This window comes from Rheinheimera baltica DSM 14885 (assembly GCF_000425345.1).
GTDB classification, from domain to species: Bacteria; Pseudomonadota; Gammaproteobacteria; order Enterobacterales; family Alteromonadaceae; genus Alishewanella; species Alishewanella baltica.
This window is the reverse complement of the sequence record NZ_AUDG01000028.1, coordinates 25,563-46,364: the sequence shown is the minus strand read 5'-3', so window position 1 is coordinate 46,364 and position 20,802 is coordinate 25,563. Positions and strand designations below refer to the sequence as shown.

The 20,802-nt window shown below is 43.8% G+C and carries 16 protein-coding genes; 1 reads left to right on the top strand and 15 read right to left on the bottom strand.

Annotation, left to right across the window (positions count from 1 at the left end; translation table 11 throughout):
* Window positions 1-39: 39 nt before the first annotated feature.
* The 11 genes from H595_RS0110900 to miaE (H595_RS23830) form a co-directional block, all read right to left on the bottom strand.
* The gene (locus H595_RS0110900; RefSeq protein ID WP_027671257.1) at window positions 40-2,226 is read right to left on the bottom strand and encodes an ATP-binding protein; all 2,187 of its coding nucleotides are present in this window, start codon (window positions 2,224-2,226) and stop codon (window positions 40-42) included.
* A 54-nt stretch (window positions 2,227-2,280) separates the two neighbouring features.
* A complete protein-coding gene (locus tag H595_RS0110895) occupies window positions 2,281-5,319 on the bottom strand; it encodes a type III restriction-modification system endonuclease (RefSeq protein ID WP_240474875.1) in 3,039 nt (1,012 codons plus the stop codon).
* 1 nt (window position 5,320) lies between these two features.
* Window positions 5,321-7,267, bottom strand: a complete 1,947-nt coding sequence (locus H595_RS0110890) for a site-specific DNA-methyltransferase (protein ID WP_027671255.1) — start codon at window positions 7,265-7,267, stop codon at window positions 5,321-5,323.
* Window positions 7,268-7,305: 38 nt separating this feature from the next.
* On the bottom strand, window positions 7,306-8,139 hold the full coding sequence (locus H595_RS0110885) for a DUF4391 domain-containing protein (protein ID WP_027671254.1): 834 nt from the start codon (window positions 8,137-8,139) through the stop codon (window positions 7,306-7,308).
* On the bottom strand, window positions 8,132-11,377 hold the full coding sequence (locus tag H595_RS0110880; protein ID WP_205623209.1) for a helicase-related protein: 3,246 nt from the start codon (window positions 11,375-11,377) through the stop codon (window positions 8,132-8,134). The genes H595_RS0110885 and H595_RS0110880 overlap by 8 nt, the downstream gene beginning before the upstream one ends.
* A gap of 267 nt (window positions 11,378-11,644) precedes the next feature.
* The gene (locus H595_RS0110875) at window positions 11,645-12,619 is read right to left on the bottom strand and encodes a plasmid recombination protein (protein ID WP_037054466.1); all 975 of its coding nucleotides are present in this window, start codon (window positions 12,617-12,619) and stop codon (window positions 11,645-11,647) included.
* A complete protein-coding gene (locus H595_RS24115; RefSeq protein ID WP_156885961.1) occupies window positions 12,591-12,854 on the bottom strand; it encodes a hypothetical protein in 264 nt (87 codons plus the stop codon). The genes H595_RS0110875 and H595_RS24115 overlap by 29 nt, the downstream gene beginning before the upstream one ends.
* Window positions 12,841-13,176 carry a hypothetical protein gene (locus H595_RS0110870; protein WP_156885960.1) on the bottom strand — a complete coding sequence of 112 codons (336 nt, stop codon included), beginning with the start codon at window positions 13,174-13,176 and terminating at the stop codon, window positions 12,841-12,843. The genes H595_RS24115 and H595_RS0110870 overlap by 14 nt, the downstream gene beginning before the upstream one ends.
* A 183-nt stretch (window positions 13,177-13,359) precedes the next feature.
* On the bottom strand, window positions 13,360-14,124 hold the full coding sequence (miaE, locus tag H595_RS0110865) for a tRNA isopentenyl-2-thiomethyl-A-37 hydroxylase MiaE (protein ID WP_027671250.1): 765 nt from the start codon (window positions 14,122-14,124) through the stop codon (window positions 13,360-13,362).
* 2 nt (window positions 14,125-14,126) lie between these two features.
* On the bottom strand, window positions 14,127-15,785 hold the full coding sequence (locus tag H595_RS22070) for a recombinase zinc beta ribbon domain-containing protein (protein WP_051219834.1): 1,659 nt from the start codon (window positions 15,783-15,785) through the stop codon (window positions 14,127-14,129).
* A gap of 23 nt (window positions 15,786-15,808) precedes the next feature.
* Window positions 15,809-15,976: a tRNA isopentenyl-2-thiomethyl-A-37 hydroxylase MiaE gene (gene miaE / locus H595_RS23830; RefSeq protein ID WP_084153576.1), complete on the bottom strand. Its 168-nt coding sequence runs from the start codon at window positions 15,974-15,976 to the stop codon at window positions 15,809-15,811.
* 198 nt (window positions 15,977-16,174) lie between these two features.
* On the opposite strand from miaE (H595_RS23830), the gene H595_RS0110850 reads away from it, so the two are divergent.
* The gene (locus H595_RS0110850) at window positions 16,175-16,774 is read left to right on the top strand and encodes a Yip1 family protein (RefSeq protein ID WP_027671249.1); all 600 of its coding nucleotides are present in this window, start codon (window positions 16,175-16,177) and stop codon (window positions 16,772-16,774) included.
* A 57-nt stretch (window positions 16,775-16,831) separates the two neighbouring features.
* Here the strand turns inward: H595_RS0110850 and purF are convergent, their stop codons facing one another.
* Genes purF through folC form a run of 4 tightly spaced genes read right to left on the bottom strand, consistent with a single transcriptional unit; the run spans window position 16,832 to window position 20,800 of the window.
* A complete protein-coding gene (gene purF, locus H595_RS0110845; protein WP_027671248.1) occupies window positions 16,832-18,343 on the bottom strand; it encodes an amidophosphoribosyltransferase in 1,512 nt (503 codons plus the stop codon).
* A gap of 20 nt (window positions 18,344-18,363) precedes the next feature.
* A complete protein-coding gene (locus tag H595_RS0110840; protein ID WP_027671247.1) occupies window positions 18,364-18,852 on the bottom strand; it encodes a CvpA family protein in 489 nt (162 codons plus the stop codon).
* Between the two features lie 59 nt (window positions 18,853-18,911).
* Window positions 18,912-19,526, bottom strand: a complete 615-nt coding sequence (locus H595_RS0110835; protein WP_027671246.1) for an SPOR domain-containing protein — start codon at window positions 19,524-19,526, stop codon at window positions 18,912-18,914.
* Window positions 19,523-20,800 (bottom strand): bifunctional tetrahydrofolate synthase/dihydrofolate synthase, encoded by a 1,278-nt coding sequence (folC, locus tag H595_RS0110830; RefSeq protein ID WP_027671245.1) that lies wholly within the window; start codon window positions 20,798-20,800, stop codon window positions 19,523-19,525. Before folC ends, H595_RS0110835 begins: the two co-directional genes overlap by 4 nt.
* Window positions 20,801-20,802 lie beyond the last annotated feature (2 nt).

Sequence of the window (20,802 nt, the reverse complement as noted above, 5' to 3'; positions counted from 1 at the left end):
GATTATTGTGGCTCTATAATATCGCCGTACTTGCCACCACTAGTTTCCAAGCTGCTTAACCTCATTGTACAAGCTGTAGAGACGATGCGCAGACATATCAAGGATAGGCTCGTACATAAATGAGTTCAAATGTATGTTCTCTGGTGTCATTAGATTAACCTGATCTAATAAGCCAATAATCTCCGTTTGGCCAGGAAGAATTTCAACGTACTTATCAAATAATTCTCTGGTCTGATTAGATTCGATACCGTTTACAAATGTCTGGTCATTAATCTTTGCAATCATGAACTGCTCCGCTTTAAGACGGATGGCCATTGCAACAATAACTTTGGACTCAAGGTCTGGTGACTCTTGAGCAGCATATGATAACTCATCTGCTTTCTGAAATATCTTGTCAACCACACGTGATGCACTATCAGGCAGGATCAAGGTAGGTTTATCTACAAGCACAGCACGATATATATCTTGTAATTCCTGCACCGTGATGTTTTGACTATTTGCTTTTAGGTGAAGCAATGACGTCAGTGTTAAGTAATGGGCTTCATACCCACAATACTCAGCAAGATTTCTAACAAATGGAATACTGGCCAGCATGTAATACTCATTTTGATGCATATTTCTTTTCCAAGCGACGAATACATCATTCTGGTACTTTTCAGGGTTAAGCTCTATTTCTGTGGATGTTTTAGTCGCCAGCATTCGCCTATTACGGGCGACGCGGTTCCTACTTCCAATTATTCGACCACCTACGATTCTATGAAAATCGAAGTTATGCGTGAGAATCAAAAGGTAGAAATGTGATACCTGAGCAATATCACGAAGGTACTCAACGATTGCATACTTATTTTTGTAATCAAAAGAGTCTGCAATATCGTCTATGACGATCAGTATCGGTGCGCCTGCGTTCTTTTTAGCTTCAATTTCAAAAAGAACATTCAGGATGTAAAGTGCACGCTTCTCGCCTTGGCTTAGAGTATCAAGCAAGGTTTTATGTATAACCAGCTGCTGACCACCGCGACCATCATCAAAATCAAACTCAATAGACGGAGCCGCATTATTAAGAATGACATCATCCTGATTGTCGACCCTAAGCTTGAATGGAACAGAAAAGCGCTTGTTGAATATATCGACAACGCCTTTCCAAATCGTTTCCTGCTGTTTCGCTTGGTCAATGATATACTTAACTTTCTGAAGATTCGACTTGTAGGTTGATATAAGGTCTTCCCAGGCTGATTGATGTGATTGAAGATAGCCTTTAATCAGCTTTTTCTTGAAGCTCTTTACGTCCTTATACTCTGGTAATAATTCTTGATGATCTGAAATAAAATCCCGAAATGCCTGAGTCTCTTTTGTCGTGAGCTTTTTATCTACCTTGCTGAATTTTTCTCTCAGTTCGGGATTCTGAAAAACCTTGTTTTGCTCTTCCTGTAAAATTTCATTCAAACGGTCTTTAGATGTGACTTCTTCTTTTTGGCCGTTGATTGATAGATTAACGCTGTGGGATGCATCAAAAAAGCCTGTGTCGGACAAACTTTTTGAAACAGTGCCCGCTTTCTGGTGATTAAAATTCCTTGATAGAACCGCTGATTCGCTGATGAGTTTTTCATAGGTTTCCACATAATCAGTCAGTTCCTGATCGAAACTGTCTGTAGCGGCGAGATCCAGGACTTTGGGATTGAAAAGATCTCCATATTTAAACTCGGCAAGGCTGGCATAATCTTGTGTATTCTGAGACAACAAATCATCCAACAGGTCAAGAAACTCTTTTTCTGGCCGATCAAACGCTTCACAAACCAACTCTGGAATTGCTTTGTTCTGCTTTCCGGAGGACTTTGCCAACTCTTTTATTAGCAGAGCTCTCTTGTCATCTACCTCCCTTAAGGCTTCGTCATAGTCGCGTTTCAGGGTTTCGTTGACCAATAATGTGGAGACCTGCTTCGAGCTATAGCTTTCGTCGTATGAATTAATGACCATTATCTGGTCGGCAGCAACAACATGACCATCTAAAGTGACAAGTCGTTTTGTTTCGCGTTCCGGAAATATAATATCTTTTGATGGCTTACCTTCTTCAATGTCTTTCAGTGTCTTGGCCAGGGAGGTTTTTAGTGTTCCATTAGGCGCATACAATGAGCATACGCCCTCAATACCATCCCCCCTGGTAAAGTCTAACTCCTGCTCCAACTTATTAATGCCATAACAATTTTCCAAATCCAGGCTTAACTTCATTCTGACTTCCTTTTCTTATTATTCCGCACAGTACAAGCCGTTGGCTGTCTGCTCTCAAACATAGGTGCCTGAGAATTCATCCATCGAATTCGATACTGTAAAAGTCACGTCATCACCCAGTGCTTCAAAGTGTGCGTAGCCGCACTTGATTTTGGCGTTTTCTTCCGGGCGACGCTCAACTGAAAAGAGTGTGCTCTTGGTTTCGACAACGAAATAGAGCCTTTCCTTGCCATCCTGCTCAATGAGTACCGCCCAATCCGGGTTGTAGCCACCTAACGGGGTATCAATTTTGAACCAGCTGGGAAGTTTGGCGTAAAGCTTGATATCGTCGTTTCGCTCAAAGGCCGAGGCAAATTCCAGTTCGATATCTGAGTCGAAAACCACATGGTCATAAACGGATTTTTCCGCTCTAACCATGTTATCCTTAAGATAACCAAACAGTTCATTCTGCTGGAATAGCTCTTGCGCGTAATATTGGTTTTCACCAATTTTGCGGTACTTAATGCCATCTACAATAAACAAGCGCATCTGGCTTTTGATGATGAGTGCAGCTTGCTCAATAAACTTCTGCGGGTTGTTCTTGAATGATTCCAACCTGCCACTTTTGTTAATAATGGCAACGATAGTACGGCGAGTCAGGTTGGTTTCATTCTGTAAGTAAGTGATTAGATCGGGAAGTTCGAACGCACGAGATTCGAACACGCTTGTCGTTTCCTGAACCTGCTCGGTATGCACACCGCCCCGGTCAATTTCAGTCTTAGCCTTGCGATAAGTAAAGCGTGCCTTACCCACTTGAAGATTGATTTTAATTTCTTCGGCACATTTATCGATCAGCGCATTGGTATCAAAGTCCACGCGAAAAGTGGTCTTATATTTAATCCGATCCCACAGCGCCTGAAAGTCAGCACTTAAGTAAACGGCTTTGTTCAGCTCAACCTTAGCTTTGTCATCACGGTTTTTAATGTTTAGGTTACCGGATACTTTTCTCAGTACTGAAACAATCTGTGTAGCATGAGCCTGGAATGCCTCAGGCAATGAAAGGGTACCATTTTTTAAAGACACCTTCAGGCTATCCTGAACCTTCCCTCTGCTGTCGATGTGCCCCTCATTACGCAGGTGATCCCACAGTTGCTTTGATGCAGCAGTCCCCAAGTATTCGTGACTATGATCATCAACAGGCACCACAATGTTGGCAAATAAGTGTTGCTCAACCACACCAAACTTGATTCGTTCTTCTTCTTCGATTTCCTTCTGCAACTGCTCAGCAAATTGCTCGTAGGATTCATTAGCCATTACAGTGAGGGTATTCACCGCAAAACCATGCACGCGATCGCCCTTCTGATCGACACAGATACGCAAACCACGGCCAATTTCCTGCCGCTTTTTAATAACTGAACTGGTTTCGTTTAGTGTACATATCTGGAAGACGTTGGGGTTGTCCCAGCCTTCCTTCAATGCTGAATGGGAAAAGATGAATTTCAGCTTACATTCGAAACTCAACAACCATTCTTTGTCCTTCATAATAGTGTTGTACGCACTGCCATCAGAGTCGCTGCTTGCAGCCTTGCCATCTTTTCCAATTTTGGACTCTTTAAGCATTTCGTTGCCTGACGAATCTTTTTTCTTATCGATCGCAAAATAGCCGTTATGCACGCCTTCCACCGCCGTATCCAGATCTATACCTTCAAATAGCTCACTGTACTTCGGTTTGCGAATGGCACGGTTGTATTCTTCTTCAAACATCAGGGCGAACTTACCCTTTTGAGGGTTACCTGCTTCGTCATAGCATCGGTAGTTTGCGACCTTGTCGATAAAAAACAGGCTCAATACTTTAATACCCTGTGGGCGCAAGCGTAATTCTTTATCCAGATGTTCTTCAATAGTCTTACGGATTTGCAGGCGTTTAAATTCGTCGGGATCCACTTCACCCAGCGCCTGTCCCAGTTTCAAAATATCGGGTTTGCTGGTAAAACTGATGTATTCATTGCTCTCTCGACATTCGATGTCTTCAATGATGTAACCATCGTACACGTCACGGCCATTGCTGTATTTGGCATCCAGCAAATCCGCACCACTGATCACCGTAACTTCCTTACGTTTAATACTGCCATCTTTCATGCGAGCATCTAGTTCGATTTTGGCACTAATCGGGGTTTTCTTGTTATTCACGCTGATCAGCTTGATATAGGCCTTATTATGACCGTCTTTAACCTCAATTCCTGCGACTTCAATCTGCTTAACCAGCTTTTGCTCGTAGGCATCGACTGAGTCGAGCTTGTAAAGCATGTGGTGCTTTTCAACGTGAGTGGCCGAATAACGCAGTGTGCACATCGGGTTAAGCGAGGCTATGGCCTCTTTACTTTTATCGGTGGTGTCAACGCTTTGTGGTTCATCGACAATCACAATCGGATTAGTCTGTTGGATAAACTCAATCGGTTTAGCTCCGGTCATCTTGTCGTGAGCACGGTGAATGATGTTGGCTTTATTTTCTTGCTCAGGATCGGTGAAGCTTTTACGAAATGCATCGATGTTTATCACCATAACCTGAATATCAGAGCTGGTGGCAAAGTTGCGAACATCCGACAGCTTACTGGAATCATAGGTAAAGTAGTCGAAGGTGATATTTTCGTAAAGCGCTTTAAAGTGGCTGGCGGTAATTTCCAGTGACTTCTGCACACCTTCTTTAACAGCAATGGAAGGCACAACGATAATAAACTTGCTAAAGCCATACAGCCTGTTCATCTCGAAAACAGTGCGCAGGTAGACATAGGTTTTACCTGTACCGGTTTCCATTTCTACCGTAAGGTTAATACCGTTTTTGGAGCTAAATGACTCTGACGGCGGGAGACCGTTCTTTAACTGTATTTTACGGATATTGGCATGGATATCTTCATCAAGTAGCCGAAGGCGGTTACCAATACCCAGGGTATCTTCTTGGGTACCATAAAATAATGAACCTTCCTCCCAAGATTGCAACGGGGCAACAGTGAAGTTTGTTTGGCAGATTTCCTGACCTGCAAACACGGCCGTAACGGACTCGATCGCCTGGCGCTGATAATCCAGATTAGCATCGAACTGAATCTTCATAGTCATGTCACAGGCTCCTTACGTCTTCAATACCCGCCTGCTTGAGAATCTGTACCGCATTGGTTTTCACCACATCATCGGCAAAACCGGCATCTTTGAAGACCACCCGCATTATTTCAGGGTTCAGCTCGTCTTTGAGCTTAGCAATACCCTCTATCACTTCTAGGGTGATATTATCCGACAGGCAAATCATCAAGGCGCCCATGCCAATATCAAAAATCTTATACCCAGACACAGTATGCTCTGTTATCGGCAAGGTCAGGTCCAGGCCGTACTTCAGCAGCACCTCGTAGAGCACATCTTCTTCTTTACGACCTTGCTTGATATTAGAGATTTGATCTTCAAGATCCTGCTCCGTCAGGTCAAAGTCCAGCTCCCATGGCTTAATATTGGTAGAGTCGAGTTTGAATACTTTAAAACCAAGATCGCCATCGTAGGACGGATTTTCTTCTTTGATTTTGGCTACAGCGCGCCGGATGCGTTCTTTGCTTATTTCGGCAATCGTCAAGGGAGCGCCTTGTTTCTTTAGGAATGCCGCAGCCTCTGATTCGCCCTCACAATTTTCTGGCAATTGAACAAGGATAAATTTTCTTTGTCCGGCATCTTTTAGATTAAGTTGATAAACTGCTTGTGCAGAAGGCGCTGAGCCTGCAAAAAAATCTAAAACTATTGAATCATGTTCTGTAGCTACTTGGATAAAACGCTTTATAAGCTCAACAGGTTTTGGAAAACTGAATACTTTACGCTCAAAAAGTTCTTGAATTTCAGCTGTTCCTCTTCTGCTAGATATAGAAGTATCGAGCTGCAAAGATCTTATTAACTTTCCCGTTAGTCTTGTTTTTTGGACAATCCGAAATTCGCCGTTCTCGGCTTTATAGCCAACGATTTCCTTATTAACATCTTCTCTGGCTTTTGGCTTTCCCCAACGCCACACTCTCTGAATGCCATCTTTTTGAGAGATTACAGGGTAGACTTCTTCCCATCCATCAACTTTATCGACTGAGATTTCATAAAATCCATTTTGATCTTGTTTTTTTGAGTTAAGGTAAAACGGATAAAATAAATTTGGACGTGTTTTAGGATTAAAAGCAACATTTCCGTTATATAAAGGATAAATATTAAAATCACCAATTTCATCTTTATATTTGAATATCTTTTCCTCATCCTCCAAATGAATCGTAGTTGCTTCAGATATGTTCTTTGCGTAAAAAAGCGCATAGTCATGGGTCTTCGCAAGGTGCCCATAATCAATTGCACTTGGAGAGGAGTTTATTATGAAAATCCCAATGAAGTTTTCTTCACCGAAAATTTCATCAGACATAGATTTAAGATTTGCAACCTCGTTATCATCAATACTTATAAAAATAAGCCCATCATCCCGCAGCAGATTTCTGGCAAGTTTTAAACGAGGATACATCATATTTAGCCAGTCGGTATGATAGCGCCCGCTGGTCTCTGGATTATTCGATAGATTCCGTCCTTCACCATCAACCTGACCAGTAATCTCTTTGTAGTTCCTGATGTTGTCCTTAAAGTTATCTTTATAAATAAAATCCTTGCCCGTGTTATAAGGCGGGTCGATATAGATCATTTTTACTTTTTTGTGGTAGCTTTTTTGAAACAGCTTGAGCACTTCGAGGTTGTCGCCCTCGATAAACAAGTTCTGCGTGGTGTCCCAATCGACGGATTCTTCTTTACAGGGGCGTAATGTGCCAGTGCTGGGGGTTTGCGCAAGCCTGCGGGCTTTGCTTTTGCCATTCCATGTAAAGCTATAGCGATCCTCACGGCCATCAATGTAGTCACCCAGTACTTCTTTTAAGGCATCGAAATCCACTTTGCCTTCGGTAAAGGCCTCTGGAAACAGCTCTTTGAGCTTACTGATATTGTCTGCAACGATATCCATGCTTTTGCTATCCATGCTATTTCCGTCTATTTGGGGAATGCCGTTATTCACTATGTTTCCTCTTAATTTTTTTGCTTACTGCAATCTGGTTACAGGTGTTCAGCGATTTGCTTGAGCTGTTTTTCCTGCTGTTTAATCTGGGTGTTCAAAACAACCTGATGGTTGAACTCGGCCTGCCGGATCTGGGCGCGAAGTTTTTTTATGTTCTGTTCGATTCGGCGGTAGTGTTGAAACTGTTGCCGCTGCTGTTCTATCGCTTCACCACTGACTAAATGGAATCGGCCGCTGATGTCAGCACACTGCATTGCTTGCACGCGCGCCATGAGTGCTTGATAGAAAAACCAGAAGTTGCTGTGGGGCAAGTCCTTGAAGGCCAGACTGTTAAAAAATGCCTCAGCTGCCAGGCTCTTGCTGGTTCGAGACTTGCTATCTAGGTCAATCCAAGGCGAACACTGCAACTTTTCAATTACCCATTTTTCTTTATCGGCCTTATTGATGCGCTTGTCAGCTAGGCAGATGGCCAGTTGCTTGTTTGTGTCCGATTCGCCTGTTTCGTTTACATCTTTGGTTTCTTCTAGATAAAGAAAGGTCACCAATGGGTAAGGTATTGCCCGATTGATCAGTTGAACAATGCACTCAGCACTTTTGGTATTACTCAGTTCCACTTGTAAGAAGGCTATTTCACCATAGTCGCGAAAGTCATCGCTGTAAGGCGCGATATTTATGGTGCTGGATTTTAAGGTGTAAAGCCAGCGGATTTTTTGGACATCGTCTTTCAGCGCCTTTTTGTCTCTAGCGTCCAGATCAGCGTGTTGTTGGAACATTTTTTTGAAAAGGGTTTTATTGAGCACACAGCTATCGGGCACATGCAGGCTGCGCAGGAATGCCTCAAATTGCGGTAGCCCCAAGCCCAGCTCAGTCATGTTTGACTCCACTAACGCCAACGGTCAAAACCAGGTAAGACACCACCATAAAGTCTTCGATGCCCTGACTGGATATCGCGGTAAGCACCGTGCCGCCTTTGGTAAACAGGCTTTCAATTCCTTTTTCTTCACTCTTGCCTGCAATGCTGTCTACGGCGATGGCCAACAAATGCTGGAAATGGCTTATATCACTCCCATGCCTAGTCATACGGTTTACTTCGGTTATGGAAAGTTGATCGGGTGTTTTATGTCTAAAAGCTTCACGCTTGAGCAGATCGAGTATCTTTTTACTTTGAGTAAAGTTCAGCTCAACAGATGTGCCGCCTTCAACATCGCTTATAACGTAAACGAGGAAGTAAGGTGCCAGTGGGTAGTTATCATCCACCTGAACAGCTTTTTTGCCGGTGCGGATATTCTTCAGGCAGAAAATTATCCCCGGTTTAATGCCATCTGCGGCCAGATCTTCGTCAATACTGACTGAGGAATACATGCCTAACGGGGCTTGCTCCAGCATTGCCAGGCGAGCTTTGTCGTTCATATAACCTGACAAATCCATGCGGAAGTCATTCAGGGTTAAGTCGGTAATAGATACACCGCCTCCCATGTCTTCCAGATCGACCACGGCATCTTGAAGCTGCTGTAGCTGCCGGCGTCGGTATTCCAGGTCGTTCATGTCTTTGGCACTTTCATCGATGACATTCTCTTCACCGGTCGCGGATATATCAAGCAGTACCATGCGCCCGGAGACACGTGCTTCTAATTTGATGTATTCATCAAGCTCAATATTGGGCCAAAAGTTGATCAGTTGTATTTGTGTATTTTTACTGCCGAGGCGATCGATACGACCAAAACGCTGAATGATGCGTACCGGGTTCCAGTGAATGTCGTAATTGATCAAAGTGTCGCAATCTTGCAGGTTCTGCCCCTCACTAATGCAGTCGGTAGCAATCAGCAAATCGAGTTCGGTGGTTGCCGTTGGGTCTACTTTGCTGCGCTCTTTGGATACCGGAGAGAAAGCGGTAAGTATATTGTTAAGGTCAGATCCTAAACCATTAATGGTAGTTTTATTTGTACCACCGCCAGTGACCAGTGCACTGTGAATGCCTAATTCGGATTGCGCCCATTGCGCCAGGTGGGCATACAGGTATTGGGCGGTGTCAGCAAAGGCCGTAAACACGATAACCTTTTTATTGTTGGGATTAAGCGGGTTAGTCACTTTGCTGGCAATGGTCTGCTTGAGCTGTTTGAGCTTTGCATCGCGGCTTGCATTAACACCTTGCGCGGTTTCGGCAATGTGGGTTAGGAATACATGATCGGCTTCCAATTCCTGCCGGAAACGGATCAAATCCATATCCTGAAGCAATACTTTGGTTTTGTTACCCACCAAGTAGCCCTCAAGTTCGGTGGATTCTAGTTCAAAGTCATGGATCTCTTCGATATTCAGCTCAGTCAATTCTTCTGATTCGTGGGCATCAATTTTGGCCAGCAGTCGGCCGACTTGCTGTGCCAGTTTAGTGGCCGTCAGCGTAAAGGAATGAATAGAGCTTTCCATGCGTTTGAGCAAATTGACGCGCATCAGATGAATCAGACTTTCTTCACGGTCTACCTGTTTAAATACCCCTTTGCCTCCGCCTACGGCTTTATCATAACGACGAGCGTATTCTGCCTTTTTGGCTTCACGTACGAATTTAAGCGGGGAATAGCCCGCTAAGGATAAACGCCGGATGGTTTTATTAACCTCTTTTAGGTGGGGAAACTCGCCGGATGCGTCGATGTCTGCATAAATGTTTTTCGGTGGCAAGCGAGTCGGAAAGCGGCCGATATCTTCCGTGCCGTAGTACTTTTCAATATGCTTGCGTGAACGAGCGATGGTGACTATATCGAGCAGCTTGAAATAATCGAAGCTCATGATGTCAAGTAGCGTAGCTGTGGAGCGTTTTTCGACCGGCTCACTCACCCACTGGTTGAACTGCTTCTGGGCAAGCCGCAGGGTGGATTCAATGTTTTTAATACCCTGTTCGGTAAACGCATCGTCTCGGCCTTCTGTAATGAAGGCGACCTGATTCTTAAGGTCGTTCATGCGATTGTTTACCGGGGTTGCAGACAGCATCAGCACCTTGGTTTTGACGCCTGATCGAATAATGTCATTCATCAGGCGCTCGTAACGGCTTTTACCTTCCGCTTTGCTAGGTGTATTGCGGAAGTTATGGGATTCGTCGATGACCACCAGGTCGTAGTTGGCCCAGTTTAGTGTCTCCAGGTTGATCTGGCCGGAGTAACCTTTCGGGCGGGTCAGATCGGTGTGATTCAGCACGTCATAGTTAAAACGGTCGGCAGCAAGAAGGTTGCGTTTATCGTTCACCAAGTACATGGTCCAGTTGTCACGGAGTTTTTTCGGGCATAGCACGAGCACCCGATCATTACGCAACTCGTAGTACTTGATCACAGCCAACGCTTCAAAGGTTTTACCCAAACCCACACTATCAGCAATAATACAGCCGTTGTGTTTTTCAAGTTTGTCGATCGCCCCCAGCACACCATCTTTCTGGAACTTGTAGAGTTTGTTCCAGACCAGAGTGTCCTTAAACCCGGTTTTGCTGCGGATAATGTTGTCTTCATCTATTGCTTCAAGGAAATCTTTGAACAGATGGAATAACGTCAGAAAGTAGATGAAACTGGCAGGCTGATCGGCCGCGATGGCGTCTAACTTGGCAATGAGGTCATGTTTAATGTCACGAACGCTGTTTTCATCCTTCCAGACATTATCGAACCATGCCAGAAGTTGCTGAGTGCTCTCAGGATCTTTCATACACATGTTCATGTGCAGAGAATCAGATTGTACATCACCCAAACCAGTAGGGCTAAGAGTGGCGCTGCCACTGATTGCAAAGCTTTGCTCGGATGACTCCAGATAAATGATGTTCTGACCTGTCGGAGGCCGCACGCTGGCTTTTACTTCAGCCTTGTTTGCCAGCCATTGCGAGAACTCGCTGGCAATACGTTTTTGTTGTAACTGATTTAGTAAGCGAACATCTGACTCTGAGCCAACGAGATTTTGCAGCTTGAGCGAATCCCATTCACTCAAAATGACTCTTGCTGACTCCAGCTGATTTAATTCATTTTTCAACGAGGCAAAACCGTATAGGGTAAACAGGCTCGACAGAACAGAAAGCCTGGAGCCAGAAAAGGTACTTTTTTTCAGTTCGTTTCCAACGTGACCGCTGGTTTTGTTATCCAATAACACCCCAAAATTCCCTATTCTTGTTTGTCTTTTTTAGTTCTTCTGTCTACTTCTCGATGTCTTCACGTTTGAACCTCTCGGAAGTGCCAACTTTAAAAGTGGGTTTCTTAGCAAACTTAGCCACACAATAAGCAGTTAACCCACAAAGCTTGAGAGTAACGATTTGTGGTCGAAATAGTACAAGCTTGTCGGCAGATGGGCAACATTATCACCACATGTCTAAAAAGAGATGCCAATTTTGATCGTTCAAACAAATCACAGAGCTCAGCGTGTCGGCTTATTCGAGTGGTTCTGACGAGTTAAACGAGATGCAAATTGGCGCACCGCTGATATTGCTCTTTGCTTAATCAGCTGCTGTAAGTGCTGAAATTGATCTTTGAGTTTATGCACTTCTTGCGCTAAAGAAGCAGCCTCACTGCGCTGTATGACAATCTGCTCTGTCAGCTGCAATTGCTCCGACCGTTGCTGATGAAGCTGCACTGCTAATTGGATGCGCTCTTGTTGTAACGTATCAGTGGCTTGTTGTGCTGTCTTTAGTTTACTAAGAACAAACTGTTCTTTGCTTTGATGTTCACGCCCAGTGACAAGTTTAGATTCACCACGCTGAAATCCCATGTCTTTAAATGCCGTCGCAGCTAAATCTTGCATCCTAACAAAATTAGGGTTTAACGCATTTGTTCGACCTTTTTGGTCTTTGCCATTATTCATCAAATGACGCAGAGGCGCGACGCGTTCGTCCCAATTATAGTTAAAGAACATTATGTGACAATGGACGTTGCGAATAAACCGCTGCCGTTCAAAAGTCGAGGCCACTGTCCCCTCGTCGTAGTGTATGTCCAGACCCAACATCTCAAAACCAAACTCATTTTTTATTGACTGAGCATAAGCCTTTGCCCTTGCTAAAAAAGCCTCACGGACCCGCTCAAATCCATAGCGCTGCTCCAATCGGCTGAATTGGTGCTCACTTAGCCACAACACATGCTCAAACAGCACATTGCAATCTGACCTAACCTTTTTCCCAGTGACCTGTTTATGTTTCTCAAGCATCAGATCCAAAGCTTCAGCACAAGAGGATGCCCCGTGATAATAGTAGCCACGGTTTAGATGGCTATATTCAGAATGAACATTTTGTGAGTGAGTAAAACCCGAGCGTGGCGCATGAGCATGATCCAGCACTGCCTGCGCCGCCTCCAGTTTATAGTATTGAGTTCTAGTCCCAACAAATGCCGTTTTTTTCATAATATTCACGTTCTTCGTTTTCCAGACCAATCAACTCTATACAAAAGTCAGAACACTTTTTGGGTTCTTCGGTTACGCCGAGAACAACTGAACACCCCCTAAACTTAAGCGGAGCTTGAACTGAGTCAGATTGGTACTGGGAATACTCGCAGGATGCACACGCAGAAATAATGCCACATTCAATTGCACGCTTACGAACAGGATGTACCAAAGCAATTTTATCAATTTGCGCCATTTTTGTTTACTCCCGTAATTTTTTGTACTTTTGCAACAACGGTATTCAACTCATTTTCATCGTCAAAAATCGACTGTAAAACAGCATATTGCAGTTGAGTATCATTCCAAAAGCTGGCCTTAGTAATTGCTGGGTTCCTCTCTGCTTTGGGAAGTCCCATGTTGTCAACGACACACATTAACCCGTTCAAGTCGGGATATTTACCTTTACACTCCCCCTCTCTAACTTGTCTTATTTTACGTTCAACAGTGTCGCGTAGTAACTGCAATACACATTGCTCATCACGCAATTCCAATTGCTTACGCAACAGACTTAATTTCATGCAATCCATACAACCACCTCACAATGTCATTTAACATAATCTATTATTACTGATTATTTTCAAAAGAACGAAAACGAGATGAAATATTTTTTTGCGCAGCAAAACCCACCGCGCAGCGACCTATCTTTAGATAGGTTTTAGTGGGTTAAAATCTATGTAAAAATAAATGCCAAAGGAGAATAGTTAGGCAGGTATACCGGAGTGAAATTTGAAATTGTCGTCCGGGGTTAAAATTAACTCAGCTTCTACATCTGCGAAAAATGCAATGCGATCATTGATATCTTCGCCTGCGATCTCTTGAGCCAGAGTTAGGTAATCCTGATAGTGTCGCGCTTCACTACGCAACAGAGATAGATAAAAATCACCAATTTCTTTGGGCAATAAAGGAGCGATCTTAGCAAAGCGTTCGCATGACCGGGCTTCAATATAAGCACCGCAAATCAGTTTATCGATCAAGGCATTTGGTTCATAAGTGCTAACGTGGCGTAACAAACCGCGAGCATAGCGACTTGACGTGATCTTGTCATACTCCACACCAAACTGATGCATGATCTCCAGCACCTGATAAAAGTGATGCAGCTCTTCTTTAATCAGCAACACCATTTTGTCGATCAGATCCTGTCCGTAAGCTGAATTGGATTTGGGAATCATTGATTTCTTTAGAGTTAATCCAGCCAATAAACGCCAGTCGCCTTGCTGACGGTAGGTGAAATCTTCAAATGGTTTGAGCCATTGCAGCAAAGCATCACCACTCTGCTCGTCAACAGCATAACGACGGATCAGGTACATGGCGCTCTGAGCTGCTTTTAATTCACACACCAAATGGTCCGATAAAATAGCTGAAAGATTGCTCGGTTTTTTTGCTTCTTCTATCCACAGATCCGGAGTTTCGCATTTTAGAAAACTATGAATGGGGTCTAGAAGTGATATGTTATATCCAAAACTCATGTTTACTCGTCTAAATTAAGCGTGAAAGAGATGCCGCTTTTTTCAAAAATATCTATATTGCGAAATACAGCAGCGATATCCCCCGAAGTTAATGGGCCAGATCGACGAGGGTGCAGCAACTTTTCACTCGTCCAATCTTCAGTTCTTACAGCACCGATATATGACTCAGCGCTATAATATTTTTTTACCCCGGAAAAGGAATATACGTACTCTTTGCAACTGCGGTCATACTTTATGTACCTTAAAGACGCGATAACATCCCCGGTATCGGGGTCATAAAAAAATAACTGCTTATCCTTAAGGTGAATCTTCAAACCGGTTTTGTTTAGCTCTAGATTATACGCTAACGGATCTTTCACTGACAGTTCGTAAATGACTTTTGATATTCCTGAAAGAGATTTTTGCGAGTTAATCTGACCCTGGATTTGGGAAAGTTGCTTTTCCAAAATTGCTATTTCCTCATGAAGATCGTCTAGTTTTTTTATTGATGCCAGGACACTTTTTCCTTCATTTACTCGCTCTTGGTAATAATTGTCTAAGTCATCATACACACTCTTCAGCTTATTAATTTCTTGATGTATTTTTACCCGCTCAGTTTCAGATGTTTTCAGTCGCTTCATATCTGTCATCATGGCCAACATCACTGGCTCAACGTGCATCATAAAAAAGTGATAAGCAATTGTGTAAGGAAAAGTTGTGGAGGTTTGACAGTATTCCCCACCCGATCGTTGTTTTCTACTACATCTTAAAAGTGGCAACTGTGCTTTTGTTTGCTGTATGCTCATCCCGCTGCCACAATGACCACATTTAACCATACCGTGTAGAGGCCATTTCCGGTCTTCTCTTACGCTTGTAAAGAGCCTCTCCTCATGGATTCTCTGCGCACTGTAATACGTTTCTTCATCGACCACTGCATCGAAGAGCTTCTCACCATAAACTTTTCCAATGCATTTCTCACTTTTCAATATTCGTATAATTTTTGTGGGGTTAATATTTTTTAAAGGCTTAATATCACCGTATTTTTGCCTGAGCTCTCTTTCAATAAGTACTTGACCCAGACCCCGTGCATGTAAACTAAAAAGATCCGCTACCACAGGGGCAAAGTCATTAAGTTTACCGTGCCGATCCAACCAAAAAGGCATCCGCATGCGCGGAGCAACTTTTTTTTCTTTAGCTAAAGATTCTCTACGGGTCCAAGAAGCTTTAACTTTCTTTGAGCGCCACTCTGAATCTTTATGTGCACTTTCTATTTCGACAAGAAGGCGAACCGATTTACCAAAATCATTCTCAGATTCAGGTGGGTACTCTTGATTATCTGTGATGGTTACAATCGTTACACCACCGAGCCAAATTTTGCTCAACAATTTTCTTGTTTTACCGATTGGCAGCCGGGTCAATCGAGAAAATTGCTCTAATACTAGAATCGAGCCTTTTTCTATTAACCCCTTCTCGATTTGATCTAGAAAAACGCCAAGCTCTCCGTACTGAACATTATCTCCATTAAAAGCTGAGTAACCATCATCAACTAGAATAGTTTCAAGCTCTACACCTGGATTCATTGCCAACCAAGCTTTTTGTGTTTCACTCTGCCTGAAAAGCGAGCTGTTATTCCGCTGAGCGTCCGAACTAACCCTCTGATAAAAATATGCTTTTCTTTTCATCTACCCATCTCCACGTGACGCGTCTATTGATTATTGCACATATTATCATTTAGCTCGCAGATCAAATGGTCCTGCAATAACACTGGCAAGCTACCCGGTTGAGCAGCAAGCGTTAACCACTGCTCAGGTGTTTCGCAGTGCAAAAACTGTTGGATAGGACCTAATAACGATATTGTTTCTGCGTTAAGCATGCGGTTACTTCGACATTAAATTGAAGTGTGCATTATACCGGATAGAACTTTCCACACCAAGCTAACGTACAACTAGGCATTACCTGAGCAAATTTTGTTCATGACGCTTGACGCAGACCATTATTTTGGCCATAACTGATATAACGGTTATAAAAATAATCGCTTAGTAGTTCATATGCAGTGACAAGGATAATAATTATGATATTGAATCACTTATGGGGACTGTATGCGCATCCAAAAGAAGAATGGCATACTATAGACACACGACATGAAAGCTTTCGTTACAGCCTGATCCACATTTTACTCGTAGCACTTATACCGTCAGTATGCGCTTATTATTCCGCTGTTTTTCTCGGCTGGAGTATCGGTGTAGGTGATCGCATTATGTTAACGCATGACAGCGCATTAATGTTGTCCGTAGCAATGTACATTGCACTGATTGCTGGTGTTTTTGCACTCGCGTTGCTAGCCCACTGGATGGCACATACCTTCGGTGCAGAGCCCACTTATACTCAGACACTTGAACTAGCAGCTTATACCTCTACGCCACTATTTATGGTAGGTTTTGCCGGGCTCTATCCTGAGCTTTGGGTAGTGATGTCAGTTGGCTTGTTGGGTCTGTCCTACTCCGTTTATTTACTTTATGTTGGCGTTCCCATATTGATGCATATTCCTGAGGAACGCGGCTTTATCTATGCCAGTTCTGTTGTAACGTGTGGATTGATTTTGTTGGTTTGCATTTTAACGGTAACTGCGATGTTGTGGAGTTCAGGCTTCGGCCCCACATTCACGCATTAATGTACTTTCAATATGCAAAAGGGAGCCATCGGCTCCCTTTTTTGTTCGAGGCTATATTTAACCTTCGTTGTAAGTTTCCAGGTTAGTTGCCATAGCAGCCCCCACCTTTGCTTTTGCGTCATCACTGCGCATTTGATCCAGGCGGTTTAAGTAATCCTGATCAATGTCATTGGTAACGTAGTTACCATCAAACACTGAGGTTTCAAAGCGTTTAATTTCTGGATTTGCCAAACGCACCGCTTCAATTAAATCCGGCAGCGACTGAAAGATTAATCCATCAGCACCAATAATATTACAGATACTGTCAACATCGTGACCATGCGCAATGAGTTCATTGGCGGAAGGCATATCAATACCATACACATTAGGGAAACGAATTTCTGGTGCTGCAGAGGCAAAGTATACTTTCTTCGCACCAGCTTCCCGTGCCATATCAATAATTTGCTCTGACGTAGTACCACGAACAATAGAGTCATCAACCAGTAAAACGTTCTTACCTTTAAACTCTTGTTTTATTGCGTTCAGTTTACGCTTAACCGATTTTTTCCGCGCTTCTTGTCCCGGCATAATAAAGGTACGGCCGATGTAGCGGTTTTTTACATAGCCCTGACGATAAGGCAAACCAAGCTCGGTGGCTATTTGTAACGCGGCGTCATTACTGGTTTCCGGGATAGGAATAACCACATCAATATCCAGATGCGCCCATTCACGTTTAATCTTTTGCCCAAGCATAGTGCCCATAGCTACACGGGAAGCATACACGGAGATATTATCGATAGTTGAATCCGGACGGGCAAAATAGACATATTCAAAAATACATGGCGTGTAACTTGGGTTTTCAGCGCATTGAAAACTGTGTAGCTCGCCCTGTTCGGTAATGTATATCGCCTCACCCGGTGATACGTCTCTAAGCACAGTAAAACCGTCAGCATCCAGTGCAACACTTTCAGAAGCAACCATATATTCGGTGCCTAGCGGCGTTTCACGCTTGCCCATAACCAGCGGTCGTATACCGTTAGGATCTCGAAACGCCAGCAAACCATGACCAATAATGATTGCCACTACAGCATAGCCACCTTTAACTTTGCGGTGTACATTCGCTACAGCGCGGAATATGTGTTCTGCTTGTAGTTCCATTACGCCGCTGTTATGGAGTTCATGTGCTAATACATTTAGCAACACTTCCGAATCAGAAGTGGTATTAACGTGACGGCGTGCGACGCGGAAGATATCTTCTTTTAAAAGATGAGAATTGGTTAGGTTGCCATTATGTGCCAGCGCAATACCAAATGGACTGTTTACATAAAAAGGCTGCGCTTCAGCAGTACTTGATGAACCCGCGGTAGGATAACGCACATGGCCAAGGCCAATGTTGCCCGACAGACGCTGCATATGGCGGGTTTCAAACACATCTTTTACCAAACCGTTAGCTTTACGTAATCGCAGCGTGTTGTTGTCCACAGTGACAATTCCGGCAGCATCCTGACCGCGATGCTGTAACACCGTTAAACCATCATAAAGTGCTTGGTTAACCGGATATTTCCCAACAATTCCAACAATACCACACATGGATTTTTTCCTCGCCAGTGTTAAGGCTTTTGCATAAAACTGGAATGGTTCTGCAAGTATTCGAAGAACCATTCAATGATAAAACCAAATTCGGGGATCAATTCAGAACGCTGCCACCAATCTGTTGTTGCAACGGGCGTAAAGGCATCCATAAAAAACAAAATTGCACTGACAACCAGCACCCCTCGCAAGGCTCCAAAAACCAAGCCCAGCACACGATCTGTACCAGAAAGTCCCGTCGACTGTACCAGTTTGCTGATTAAAAAATTAATGAGGGCGCCCAAGACCAGGCTACAGATAAATAAAATCGCGATAGCAGACGCATTACGTAAAGTCTGATCCTGCATAGAGGTAAATAACCCGGCCAAATGAGGATAGTATTGACTAGCGATAAAAAACGCCAGAATCCAAACCGCCAGTGAGATAGCTTCTTTAACGAAGCCACGTACCAGACTAATAATCGCTGATAACGCTATAATTGCCAAAATGGCAAAATCAACCCAGACCATTTGCTACCAAAGGTTGCTTGATGACGGCGCGCATTCTATCAAATTGATCGCCAGATTGGCTAATTATTTTCAGTTGGCTGATAACTCACCATCGACAACCTCTCGATTCCGGTAAGTTGTTGGAGCTTTGGCAGTTGCTGTTCCAGTAAATCTTTACGTAATTCAGGGCCTACCAACACACTGGTCAATTTAATACCATTTGCGTTAGTAATGTTACGGGTAAAGGTAACAAAACCGGCCTGTCGCAGCTTAGAGACTAATGCGTTAGCGTTTTGTTCTTTGCTAAAAGAGCCTACTCTAACCACCCAACCGCTTTGTGCCAGTGCAGGGTTGGCAACACGCTTTGGCGTAGTGTCATTAGCCGGTACGGTTACTTGTGTGTACTGCTGTGAAGGCAAGCTGTCATCCACATTGTCGTCGTTAGCCGCCTCGCTGGCATCCAGTGGTTGTTCATCCACCGGCACAGCGGTAACATCTGCTACCGCCTGTTCAAAAGGTTGCTGATCCATGACCTGTTGTTGCATAACACCTTTAAATTCAGGACGATTAGGGATCACCTTAAAATCATCTTTTACTATCTGTTTTTCGCCATCCAATAAATCCGGCAGGAAAATTATCCCTGCCATGACCAGTATTGCGGTACCGAGTAAACGATGTTTGAATGCGGGTGTCACTTTACCTCCTGATGCACGGCCAACACAGCCGACACGGTGAAAAAAGAGCCGAACACAACTAATAACTCGTCCGGTTGTAACTTGCTACTAACGTCTAAATAAGCCTGTTTCACATCGTCATGTAACTGCACACTCGCATTAGTTTGTGGCAGCTTAACAGCCAATTGTGCTGCTGTTGCACCTCGAGCACCCTCTAGACTAACAAGATTCCATTGATCAAACAATGACGTCAACGGTAGCAGAGTTTGCGTAATGTCTTTGTCTTTTAGCATACCCGTTAACGCTATAATTTGCTTAAACTGCGGCTTTAACTTACTTATTTGTGTTGCCAGGTACGCCGCAGACTGAGGATTATGCGCAACATCAATAATAACGGCCGGTTGCTGCTGCAGCCACTGCATTCGCCCGGGCAATTGCAAGGATGATAAAACGTTTTGCAACTGCGCTAAATCGGGTAACAAGCTAAGTTTTTCCAACACGGCTAACGCACAGGCTGCGTTTTGTATCGGCATGGCAGGCAGCGGTAACGGCTCAAACTGATGCAGTTGGCTTTGCCATTGCCAGCTTTCAGACTGTTCTGTGTAGCGATAATCTTTGTGCACCAAAACATAATCACACGCCAGTTGCTGAGCATGTGCCAGCACTGAACGTGGTGGATCTAAGTCGCCGATAACGACAGGCTGACCCGGTCGAAAAATACCTGCTTTTTCAATACCAATGAGTTCTCTGTTATCCCCCAGCCAGTCTTGATGATCTAAATCTACCGTAGTGATAACACTAATGTCTGGCGCAATAATATTGGTTGCATCAAGCCGCCCACCCAAACCCACTTCAATAATACAAAAGTCAGGTTGCTGCAGTTGTAAAACGCGAAATGCTACCAAGGTAGTAAATTCAAAGTAGGTCAGCGCAATTTCACCACGAATTTGCTCAATAAACGCGAATGCACTTAACCAAGCAGCATCTGGCACATCTTGACTATCAAGACGTAAACGTTCGTTAAACTTAAGTAGATGTGGTGAGCTGTAAACCCCGACACGGAAGCCCTGCGCAATAAGCAACTGTTCCAGCACACATGCCGTTGTGCCCTTGCCGTTGGTTCCACCAATAAGAATCGTTTTACCTGGCAGGCTGGCTAGATCTGCGCGCTTTGCCACCTCAAGCACCCGCTCAAGGCCGAGCTCGATTTTGTGGACAGGATGGTTATGTTCAATATAACAAAGCCAATCGGCCAGACTGTGGCACGATTGGCTATCAGGAATAACTGCAGACATGA

What these genes read in the sequence shown, in the direction of transcription:
- H595_RS0110875 (WP_037054466.1), bottom strand. Translation starts at nt 12,619, where the DNA reads ATGAAAAAAACGGCATTTGTTGGGACTAGAACTCAATACTATAAACTG.
- H595_RS24115 (WP_156885961.1), bottom strand. Translation starts at nt 12,854, where the DNA reads ATGGCGCAAATTGATAAAATTGCTTTGGTACATCCTGTTCGTAAGCGT.
- H595_RS0110840 (WP_027671247.1), bottom strand. Translation starts at nt 18,852, where the DNA reads ATGGTCTGGGTTGATTTTGCCATTTTGGCAATTATAGCGTTATCAGCG.
- H595_RS0110850 (WP_027671249.1), top strand. Translation starts at nt 16,175, where the DNA reads ATGATATTGAATCACTTATGGGGACTGTATGCGCATCCAAAAGAAGAA.
- H595_RS0110870 (WP_156885960.1), bottom strand. Translation starts at nt 13,176, where the DNA reads ATGAAATTAAGTCTGTTGCGTAAGCAATTGGAATTGCGTGATGAGCAA.
- miaE (WP_084153576.1), bottom strand. Translation starts at nt 15,976, where the DNA reads ATGCTTAACGCAGAAACAATATCGTTATTAGGTCCTATCCAACAGTTT.
- miaE (WP_027671250.1), bottom strand. Translation starts at nt 14,124, where the DNA reads ATGAGTTTTGGATATAACATATCACTTCTAGACCCCATTCATAGTTTT.
- H595_RS0110900 (WP_027671257.1), bottom strand. Translation starts at nt 2,226, where the DNA reads ATGAAGTTAAGCCTGGATTTGGAAAATTGTTATGGCATTAATAAGTTG.
- H595_RS0110895 (WP_240474875.1), bottom strand. Translation starts at nt 5,319, where the DNA reads ATGACTATGAAGATTCAGTTCGATGCTAATCTGGATTATCAGCGCCAG.
- folC (WP_027671245.1), bottom strand. Translation starts at nt 20,800, where the DNA reads ATGTCTGCAGTTATTCCTGATAGCCAATCGTGCCACAGTCTGGCCGAT.
- H595_RS0110885 (WP_027671254.1), bottom strand. Translation starts at nt 8,139, where the DNA reads ATGACTGAGCTGGGCTTGGGGCTACCGCAATTTGAGGCATTCCTGCGC.
- purF (WP_027671248.1), bottom strand. Translation starts at nt 18,343, where the DNA reads ATGTGTGGTATTGTTGGAATTGTTGGGAAATATCCGGTTAACCAAGCA.
- H595_RS22070 (WP_051219834.1), bottom strand. Translation starts at nt 15,785, where the DNA reads ATGAAAAGAAAAGCATATTTTTATCAGAGGGTTAGTTCGGACGCTCAG.